Source organism: Mycolicibacter senuensis (assembly GCF_002101885.1).
GTDB classification, from domain to species: Bacteria; Actinomycetota; Actinomycetes; order Mycobacteriales; family Mycobacteriaceae; genus Mycobacterium; species Mycobacterium senuense.
In genome coordinates this window covers 18374-27554 of the sequence record NZ_LQPS01000052.1, presented here as the reverse complement: position 1 = coordinate 27554, position 9181 = coordinate 18374, and the positions used below count along the sequence as shown (strand labels likewise).

At 65.9% G+C, this 9181-nt stretch carries 10 protein-coding genes; 5 read left to right on the top strand and 5 right to left on the bottom strand.

Annotated elements, in window-relative coordinates; genetic code table 11:
• The first annotated feature begins 91 nt into the window (after positions 1–91).
• Positions 92–1114, top strand: coding sequence for a CobW family GTP-binding protein (locus tag AWC24_RS19890; RefSeq protein WP_085088497.1), 1023 nt, complete (start codon positions 92–94; stop codon positions 1112–1114).
• A gap of 45 nt (positions 1115–1159) precedes the next feature.
• Here the strand turns inward: AWC24_RS19890 and AWC24_RS19885 are convergent, their stop codons facing one another.
• Positions 1160–2083: an alpha/beta fold hydrolase gene (locus tag AWC24_RS19885; protein ID WP_085088494.1), complete on the bottom strand. Its 924-nt coding sequence runs from the start codon at positions 2081–2083 to the stop codon at positions 1160–1162.
• Positions 2084–2406: 323 nt separating this feature from the next.
• Between AWC24_RS19885 and AWC24_RS19880 the strand changes: the two genes are divergently transcribed.
• Both AWC24_RS19880 and AWC24_RS19875 read left to right on the top strand, forming a co-directional pair.
• Positions 2407–3540 (top strand): sulfotransferase family protein, encoded by a 1134-nt coding sequence (locus AWC24_RS19880; RefSeq protein WP_085088491.1) that lies wholly within the window; start codon positions 2407–2409, stop codon positions 3538–3540.
• 17 nt (positions 3541–3557) lie between these two features.
• Positions 3558–4625, top strand: coding sequence for a DUF7064 domain-containing protein (locus AWC24_RS19875; RefSeq protein WP_085088488.1), 1068 nt, complete (start codon positions 3558–3560; stop codon positions 4623–4625).
• Between the two features lie 136 nt (positions 4626–4761).
• Here the strand turns inward: AWC24_RS19875 and AWC24_RS19870 are convergent, their stop codons facing one another.
• The 4 genes from AWC24_RS19870 to AWC24_RS19855 form a co-directional block, all read right to left on the bottom strand.
• A complete protein-coding gene (locus AWC24_RS19870) occupies positions 4762–5019 on the bottom strand; it encodes a DUF3297 family protein (RefSeq protein WP_085088484.1) in 258 nt (85 codons plus the stop codon).
• 178 nt (positions 5020–5197) lie between these two features.
• Positions 5198–5620 (bottom strand): PIN domain-containing protein, encoded by a 423-nt coding sequence (locus AWC24_RS19865; RefSeq protein ID WP_085088480.1) that lies wholly within the window; start codon positions 5618–5620, stop codon positions 5198–5200.
• Positions 5617–5862 carry an AbrB/MazE/SpoVT family DNA-binding domain-containing protein gene (locus AWC24_RS19860; protein ID WP_085088478.1) on the bottom strand — a complete coding sequence of 82 codons (246 nt, stop codon included), beginning with the start codon at positions 5860–5862 and terminating at the stop codon, positions 5617–5619. Before AWC24_RS19860 ends, AWC24_RS19865 begins: the two co-directional genes overlap by 4 nt.
• A 191-nt stretch (positions 5863–6053) precedes the next feature.
• Complete coding sequence (locus tag AWC24_RS19855; protein WP_085088475.1) at positions 6054–6527, bottom strand: DUF4262 domain-containing protein; 474 nt, start codon at positions 6525–6527, stop codon at positions 6054–6056.
• Positions 6528–6644: 117 nt separating this feature from the next.
• Here AWC24_RS19855 and AWC24_RS19850 point away from each other — a divergent pair, with 117 nt between their 5' ends.
• Positions 6645–8153: a serine hydrolase domain-containing protein gene (locus AWC24_RS19850; RefSeq protein ID WP_407663471.1), complete on the top strand. Its 1509-nt coding sequence runs from the start codon at positions 6645–6647 to the stop codon at positions 8151–8153.
• 87 nt (positions 8154–8240) lie between these two features.
• Complete coding sequence (locus AWC24_RS19845) at positions 8241–8654, top strand: PIN domain-containing protein (protein WP_174813666.1); 414 nt, start codon at positions 8241–8243, stop codon at positions 8652–8654.
• Positions 8655–9181: the final 527 nt, after the last annotated feature.

The following is a 9181-nucleotide window of genomic DNA, read 5'->3' as shown; positions in this document are numbered from 1 at the left end:
GGACGATCTTGGCGGCATGCGGCGATGGCATCACCCATGCTAACAAGAGCGTATGAATTAATGACTCAGGACACTAGGCGATAATCGCCGGATGGCTGATCGCAACGCGCCCACCATCCCCGTCATCGCCCTCACCGGGTACCTCGGGGCGGGTAAGACCACGCTGCTCAACCATGTGCTGCGAACACCGGAGGCGCGAATCGGGGTGGTCATCAACGACTTCGGGGAGCTCAACGTCGACGCCGGTTTGGTCGCAGGTCAGGTCGATGAACCGGTTTCCATCGCCGGCGGATGCATCTGTCATCTGCCGGATGAAGGCGGGCTGGACGAGGCGCTGGAGAAGCTGGCCGATCCGAAACTCGCACTCGACGCGATCATCGTCGAGGCGAGCGGGGTCGCCGAGCCCACGGCGGTATCGCGAGTTATTCGATTCAGCGGGGTGGAACGCATACGGCACGGCGGTGTCGTCGACGTCGTCGACGCGGTGGAACACTTCGACACCGTCGATACCGCGGAGGCTCCGCCCGCGCGTTACAGCGCCGCCTCCCTGGTGGTGGTCAACAAGTTGGATCGGATCGCCGAGGCCGCCCGCGAGGACGCGCTTCGTCGGGTCGAGGCCCGGGTACGCGAGCTGAACCCCGATGCTCACGTGGTTGGCGCGGTGGCAGGACGGGTGGATCCCCGGCTGCTCTACGACGTCGACGACGGTGGCGAGTCCGGGCAGATGTCGTTTCGGGAACTGCTCCTCGACGACTCCGCCGACGCCCACCCGCACGATCACGTGCATGCCGACGCTGTCACCGTCGTCAGCGACGGCGCCGTCGACCCGGGACCGCTGATCGACCTGCTCGAGCAGCCGCCACGGGGCGTCTACCGAATCAAAGGCACTGTCGCGATCGGCAGGCGGCACTACCTTTTCAACGTCGTCGGCACGTCCGTACACGTGACGACCGTCGCCGCGAGCACCGGCGCCAATCACCTGGTGGCAATCGGGACGCACCTCGACACCGACGACGTACGCGTACGGCTCGAGAAGGTGCTACGCCCGTGCCCGGAGAAGGTGGCCGCCGCCGGTATGCGGCGCCTGCAGCGGCTGCGGCAATACAGCATCTGAGCCTACCCGGGATCGCCGGACGACGGCCGGCAGCAAGCGCGACGGTTAATCCGTTGCGGGGCCGATGAATTCGATGCCCGCGCGAATCGCGGGGCGGTGCCGCAGGATCCGGAAATGGGCCAGCCGGCCGAGCCCCTGTGTGGTCATCAACCGTGCGCCCGGCCAAGACGCGACGATCTTCTCGCTCGTCACATAGGGCGTCTCCGGGTCGTCGGGGTCGTGGATCAGCAGCAGCGGCGGATAGTCGGTCTTCTCGGCGATCCGGACCATGTTGGTGTCCTCCAGCGACATGCCGATACGGCGTTCCAGCCGGCGGTGCAGGCCGGCCCGTATCCGCCGGCCGAAGTTGTGGCGCGCGGCGAACAGATCCAGGTAGATCGGGAACTCGCCCATCGGCGCGAGGAACACCAACCGCCCGACCGTCGTGCCCCACGAGGCTGCGAACGCGGTCGCATTGGATCCGAGGGAGTGGGCGACGACCGCGCGCGCCGGCCCGTGGGTGCGGATCATGGCGGCGACCGCTTCGGCGCACTCGATGGCGGTGGTGCGACCGGGAGCGAGGGCGCCCGGATCGGACTCGTTGTGGCTGGGCAGGTCGAACGCGATGACACGATGCCCGGATTCGACCAGCGGTTTGATGAACATGCCGAGGTGCGGGCGCCGCCCGCCCCAGCCGTGCACAAGGTAGACCGGTGGTCCCTCGCCCCAGGACTCGCCGACGATCCGATGCCCGTTCCAGTGCGCCTCCAGCGGCTCGCCGGGCTTGACGCCGGGGGGCATCCGCAGGCTGGACTCGATGATCGGCGGGGTGCACCACAGTTCGATCGCCCACCGCGACCCGATACCGGGCGCGAGCCGCTCCAGCAGCCAGAACGCCCGACGCACCTTCGTAGCCACCGGGGGCTGCACGCCGGAGCCCTCGACATCGAGAACGATGGGGCTGGCATCACTTCCGGGATGGGATTTCACTTCCGGTTCCCGCCGAAGACGTCGTCGAGCAGGCGGGTCGTTGGTTGCGTCCGGCACATATCGAGGGTAGCGAGAAGATGCAACCTAAACAGAGTTTAAGTAGCGTCACCGCCCGCGGTTCCCGATCTGGTATCCAGCGGCGAGCCAGCAGGGTATGCACTGCGAACGGCTGCTCTCCAGTGACAGCGCCCCATCTTCCGTGGTAGACAGCCGACGTGACGATCTCAGGCTGGCTTAAGGGAAACGTTGCACGCCCGCTGCGACGCGTGGCTGCTGCGGGAGCCTCCGTCGGGGCGTTGGCCGCGTTCGGATCGGGCTGACCGATGCTGACTGTCCACGACGTTCACGACGCCGCCACCGCGCAGACCGGATTGACCGACTGCGGCGACGACTCGTACCGGGAGGGCCTGGAGACGCTGCTGGCCTCGCTGCGCGACGAGGCACGGCTCAATGCCCGCGGCGAAGCGTTCATCGGGCAACGCATCATCGGTTACCTTGCCCAACGCATGCAGGTCGAGGACTGGTACCGGCGCCACCCCGATATCGACGACGCGCCGATCCTCGCGCCGGTGATCGGGCTCGGGCTGCCGCGAACCGGCTCGACCGCGTTGTCGATGCTGTTGGCGCAAGACCCCGAGATCCGCTATCTGCGGCGGTGGGAGTCATCGCAGCCGTGCCCGCCCCCGGCCAGCGTCGAAGGCGTCGACCCGCGGATCCCTCCCGACAAGGGCGAGATGGTCGGCACCCGCTACCACGTCCCGGCCGACACCCACGGGCCGATGGAGTGTCACGAGCTGATGGCGCTCAGCTTCGCCTCGCACCTGTTCCAGTCGTTTGCGCAGGTGCCCTCCTACTCGGCGTGGCTGGTCGAAAAGGCCGACCTCGCAGCGACGATGGCCTATCAGCGGCGCGTGATGAAGCTGCTGCAGTGGCGCGAGCCGCTCAAGCCGTGGCGGCTCAAGTGCCCCTCGCACGTGCTGTGGCTCGATGCCGTCGACGCCGCGTTTCCCGACGCGAAATACGTGATGACACACCGTGACCCGACCGATGTCATCCTCTCGGTGGCCGACCTGTATGCCGACATCATCGGCTCGTTCACCGATGCGATCGATCGCCCCCACATCGGCCAGCTGAACGTCGAGCACTGGTCACTCGGAATGGACCGCGCGCTGCATTTCCGCACTGGCGAAGCCGGAGCGCGGTTCTACGACATCGACTTTCGCGCAATGCAACACGATCCGATCGGTGAAGTCACCGGTCTCTACCGGTGGCTGGGCCTGCAGGTGGGTACCGAGTTCGAGGACCGGATGCGAAGCTGGTGGAGCCAAGCCGCCCAGGAGCGCGAGCCCAGCTCGCACGCCGATCCCGTCGAGTACCACATCGACTTGGACAGCGTGCGGCCCCGTTTCGCCGGCTACGTCGAGCACGCCCGACGTTGGACCACCCACTCGTCTTGACGGTTGCAAGGAGCACCATGGCCATCGACCTGACCGGGGGCATCGACCCCGCCCGCGAGTACGTGTTCGCCGAGCGCCCAGACGACCCCGAAATGCGGGACTCGGTGAGTTTTTGGACCGTCGACGATCGCGGCCGGCTGGGCCTGCCGCGCATCGGTGTCGAAGCGGTATCGGCCAACTGGGACAACCACGAGAACCAGGTCAACGTGGCCTTCGCCGACGGACGGGTGTTCCGATTTCGAGGCGAGGCGCCGTCGCTGCCGGCCCGAGACGCTTCCGGCAGACCGGCCGTCCTGGGCAGCGGCGGCCTGGCCTTCCAGTGTGTCGAGCCGTTCCGCTCCTGGACCATGACCTACCAGGGTCAGGCGGTGCAGACCTCGTCGGCCGACCTGGTCGCCGGTCGCTCCGATGGCCCGCTGGTCGACGTCGCGTTTCACGTGGCGGCCACCATGGCTGTGCCGCCATGGGTTCAGGGTGCACTGCAGCGTAACGCTGGCGAGCGCCTGGACCGCTCCGTCGAAGGCAAGTTGATGGGCGGGCCCCGCTACGAGCAGCTTTTCCGCGCCACCGGACGCGTGACCATCGACGGCGAAACCCACGAGTTCACCGGAAGCGGACTGCGAATCCGCCGCCAGGGGGTCCGCAAGCTCGCCGAGTTCTGGGGGCACGCCTGGCAATCCGCGGTTTTCCCGAGCGGAAAAGCCTTCGGCTACATCGCCTATCCGCCGCGGCCCGACGGCAAACCCACGTTCAACGAAGGATTCGTATTCTCCGGCGACGGCGCGCTCATCCCGGCCCGGGCCGTCACGGCACCGTGGCTCACTCACCTGCGGACGGTCGGCGAGGACGTCTCGCTGGTCCTCGAAACCGCCGACGGGCAACGCCATGCGATCAGCGGGGAAACCGTCTATTCCACGCACGATATCCACCACGACGACGACACCTTCTCGGTGCGTGAGATGAAGAAGGAGAACCAGAACTTCCCCGCCCTGCAGCAGGCCGGCGTGCGGTACGTCTGGGACGGCGAAGCGGCCTACGGCATGCTCGAACGGTCCAACCTCCTCGACAAGATCTCCCCGGGCTAGGCCGGTGCTGGGCTTGTCGTGCCGGTCGGGAGCGCCATGCGCGGACTAGCGAACAAGACGTTCGTCGTCGCCGGCGGAGCCACGGCGCCCATCCGTAAAGTCTGCCCCTTTCGCGGCAGTAACCCCGAGAGGTCGGCTATTTCGTTACGCGGAAATAGGGTTCAACCGTGCCGCTGAGCTTGACGACCATCGGATTGCCGCGGCGGTCCTTCGCGGTGGGGACTTCTAGGCGCACCCATCCCTCGGCCACGTTGTATTCGTGAATATTGGTCTTCTCGACGCCATTGAAGCGAATACCCACGTCGCGGCGGAGCACCTCTTCGTCATAGAAGTCGCTGCTCGGATCGATGGAGAGGTGGTTCGGTGGAACGTCTGTGTTTTGGTCCTCGGGCATGATGACTTTCGTTGAATGCTGCGTTAGGTGCTCGGGTTAGATTCTCAAAGAAGCTACGCGACTCAGCCCGCTGGATGCCAACGGCGTGGACATGGATCCCGATCCCGCCGACAGCTTGTCTGACCCCTGGATGCTGGCCGGCAAGCAGACCCCCGAGAGCCGACGGCGCGGGAGCTGATCAGTCGACGAACCGGTACGACACGTCGAGTTCGCGATACGTGCGCTCTGCCCGACGGTCACGGGTGAGCAGGATGCGCCGATGCGTGGCGGCGGCCTGGCCGACCAGCGCGTCATAGATCGACCCGCCGACGATGCCGAGGTCGGCGAGTCGTTCGAACAGATCGCCGGTCGCATGTGCATCGAGCCAACACTGAGCCGGGAATGCCTTCGCCAGTACCAGGGCCGCTTGAGCTGCGTTCAGGCGTAGCGGGAGGGGCAGGCGGGTGAGCACCGAATACGTCTCAAACACCGCGTGGCCCGCGAGTGCGGGTCGACGTTGAACACGGACCTGGCGGCAGACCGCGTGAGCGTCGTGGGTCGAATCAAGTGCGGCGACGGCAACGCTGGTGTCGCAGGCCCAGGAATCACCGTTGGGTGTCATCGTGGGGTGTCATCGCGAAGTCGCCGTACCTCGTCATCGGTGAGCACCGCTCCGTCGACCCGGCCGAGTACCGGAAGACCGTCTTTCGTCTCGATGGGGCGAGCATGCCGCTGGACGGGCTCAATCCGCAGACCAGATCCGTCGGGAATCAGTTCGAGCGGTGTGCCGGGGGTGATTCCCAGCGCCACTCGCAGTGCTTTTGGAATGACCAGACGCCCCAGACGGTCCACCGTCACAAGCATGGCAACAGATTACCGTCGGATTGGCAAACTGGTCGATGGCAGCCATGCTGCGCCGTTGGCGCACCGCGGCGGTTCTCGACGAGGAGCACGACGCCCGCCCGCCAACCAATCCCGCCGGACTCGGCGACGGAGCACGGCGCTTCGCGCCTCGACCTGATGCGCGAACACGTCGGGTGTGGCGGCAACGACACCTATTCCGGCAGGGGCGTGCGGACACCGAGTACCGGTTGCCGGCGTCGACCGTGGCTCCACCCCTGGTCCCACGGCCAACGGCCATGATCGTCGGCCCATACGAGCTGAAACGCGCGAATGCGCGCACCACAGAGCTCGACGGCGAACTTCAGGTGGACGTCCGGGTGTTCGACCTCGACCACCTCAAGGAGGAATTCGCTCTGGTAGTGGATGTGCATGGCCGGCTGCAGAAACGTGCCGTCGTCGACAACCTGACGTGCGATCGAATTCAGTACGCGGGCCGATGTCTGCGGCTGCATCCCGGTCACCAACAGCTCAGGCAGGCCGATCTTGTGCAGGCCAATCGTGTAAGCGAATGGTCGTCGATCGCTCTCGACAAATTGAACTGCCCACCCATGGTCCTTGACCGTGTCCCGCAGAGTGTCCAGGTACTCGTCGATGGTGCCGTTGGGGTTGCCGCACTGCCAGCACATGGCCGCACCTTTCTGTAGCGGGTACCAGCCACACTGCACTGCCCCACCGACAGCTGCTCTTGCGCGCCAGTCACGACTGATCCCGTGGCGTCAACACTCAGCCCGGCTAGCGTGGATCTGGTGGCGCCGTCACGATCGTGTCCTACCCGGCTCTACGCCGCTGGGTCCGTCTTGTTCGCCCTGGCCGCAGCCCCCTCGTGCGGACGAGCGGCCCCACCGCCAGTCATCTCCGCGCCCGCCACCACGGCGTCGGCAACCATCGCGCCACCTGTGGCTCCGGCAGCTGAATTCGCACCGGTCGCCGCGCTCATCAACGAGGCCATCGCCGCACAGCGGCTCCCCGGAGCGGTAGTCCAGATCGGGCACGCCGGCAAAGTCGTCTTCCGCCAGGCCTTCGGCTCGCGCAAGCTCCCCGACGAACCGGGGCTGGACGGGACACCCGCTCCCGCCGAGCCGATGACCGAAGACACCATCTTCGACCTGGCGTCGTTGACGAAGAGCCTCGCCACCACGGTGGCCATCCTCCAGCTGTACGAAAAGGGCCTGGTGCGCATCGACGAACCCGTACAGACGTACCTGCCCGACTTCAACCCGACCAACGACGCACGCCGTGCGCAGGTCACGCTGCGCATGATGCTCACCCACACGTCGGGCATCGCCGGAGATCTGAGCCTGGACGGCCCGTGGGGCCTGGACAGGTCCGACAAAGCCGAAGGTATTCGTCGCGCGCTCGCCGCATGGGTGGTGTTCGAGCCCGGAGAACTCTTCCACTACTGCGACATCAACTTCATCCTCCTCGGCGCGCTGATAGAGAAGATCACCGGCGAGTCCCTAGATGTTTACGTGCAGCACAACGTCTTTGCTCCGCTGGACATGGCCGACACCCGCTACCTTTCCGCAGCCAAGGCGTGCGGTCCGCACCAGATACGCGGTACTGCAATCACTTTCGACGCAAACACTCCTGCGGCTGGTCCGTGTCCGCCGGGTAGCTGGAATATCGAGCTGTTGGCCCGCGTCGCGCCGACCGCCCATGACGAAGACACCGCCGGCCTCAACCCCAACTTTGACCAGTTGCTTCGCGGTACCGTGCACGACCCGACAGCACGCCGCATGGGCGGCACTGCAGGCAGTGCCGGGGTGTTCTCGACGGTTCACGACGTCGGCCGGTTTGCCCAAGCCCTACTCGACCGGCGCGCCGGGCGCCCGAGCCCGTTTCCGCTGACGAAGGCGACCCTGGAGCTGATGACGAGTCCGCAGCAGCCCGGGCACAGCGCCGCTCAACTCGACGCGGCCAACAACGCCACCCGCCAAGCCCTCGAAAAGTCGCCCAACACAAGCGATCCCTTGCTCGCACCGAGTTACCCGGCGATAGCGGGACAGGACCTGCGCGGCTTCGGCTGGGATATTGATACGGGCCAGTCCAGCCCGCGCGGCATGATCTTTCCCGTCGGCAGCTTCGGCCACACCGGCTTCACCGGCGTGACACTGTGGATGGACCCGGGATCGGACACCTACGTGGTCGTCCTCGCGAACGTGATCCACCAGCGCGGCGGTCCCCCTATCACGGACCTGAGTGGCGATGTCGCCACAGTGACCGCCCGGGCCCTGCACCTTTACGGTGGATAGGCGCGGTGCATACGTCTGGCGTGACCGACATTGTCCGCCTCGCGCTGCAACACGCCGCTGCACGTTCAGCCCGTGCCGCCAGGTGGCGTGGCTGCGCGGTGGCGGACTGCAGGATGTAAGCAGTCCTGCCCCACGAGACGACGTGTCGCGCTGATCCCCCGCTATCTCACCGACGCCAGCGCGGCGGCGCGCATAACCGAAGCTCAGTTCGCAGATCGTCTTGTTCCGCTGATCGAGGCGGTCCTGGTGGCCACCACCGCTCAACTCGATGCCGAGCGCTCCACACCGCGCAATACCGCTGAGGACGAACAACTGTGGGCGGATGGTCGACTGGCCTACGAGTATCTGCCCACCAACGACGAACACTGGCAGACCGCACTCGATGCGCAGCGGGCGCTTGCTCGGCAGGGTCGACACCGTCCCGTTGAGGCACCCAGCGAGTACTGGTCGGTGAATCCGCTAGATCACCTCGGGCCGGGAGACCAACATGTACCGACGTAGACGACGTCTTCCCCATGCCGGCTACGCCACAACGCGGGCCTGACTCGTTGCCGCCTCGTCGTTGCTATTTGCGCCTTCTGGATCCGACAATTTCATCGCCGGAATTCACTGGGACGACACTCCAATAGTTTGATGATCTTGTCGCGCATCGCGCTGTACTGGTCTGCTTGACGGGTACTGGTCGTGAAGAGGAGCTTCCGTGCGCCGAGAAGTCGTGCTTCGAATTTCGGATGCGCAAGGAGAGTCCGCCAATCCCCCTGGGCGCAATCATGCCGCACAACATACGTCGCATGTCGTCCCGCTAGCGGGCTGATCGCCACCGCATTCTCGTCGACCCCGTTGGGGGACTTGATAACCAACACGAGATACTGGCCATCAACTCCGGCCCCAGACTGGGCTCCTTTATGCCAGACACACCGGGCAGCGCCGAAATGGCGCTGCAGATCTACCAAGACCGTCAAGCGGTGTTCGTCGACCCGGTGGCCGCCGTACAGGCGCGACGCGCGCATCTCACCCAGAAACTTGCG

Bases quoted from the DNA above. Each gene is read 5' to 3' on its own strand.
- AWC24_RS19860 (WP_085088478.1), bottom strand. From the start codon at position 5,862: ATGCTTGTGACGGTGGACCGTCTGGGGCGTCTGGTCATTCCAAAAGCA.
- AWC24_RS19890 (WP_085088497.1), top strand. From the start codon at position 92: ATGGCTGATCGCAACGCGCCCACCATCCCCGTCATCGCCCTCACCGGG.
- AWC24_RS19855 (WP_085088475.1), bottom strand. From the start codon at position 6,527: ATGTGCTGGCAGTGCGGCAACCCCAACGGCACCATCGACGAGTACCTG.
- AWC24_RS19865 (WP_085088480.1), bottom strand. From the start codon at position 5,620: ATGACACCCAACGGTGATTCCTGGGCCTGCGACACCAGCGTTGCCGTC.
- AWC24_RS19870 (WP_085088484.1), bottom strand. From the start codon at position 5,019: ATGCCCGAGGACCAAAACACAGACGTTCCACCGAACCACCTCTCCATC.
- AWC24_RS19880 (WP_085088491.1), top strand. From the start codon at position 2,407: ATGCTGACTGTCCACGACGTTCACGACGCCGCCACCGCGCAGACCGGA.
- AWC24_RS19875 (WP_085088488.1), top strand. From the start codon at position 3,558: ATGGCCATCGACCTGACCGGGGGCATCGACCCCGCCCGCGAGTACGTG.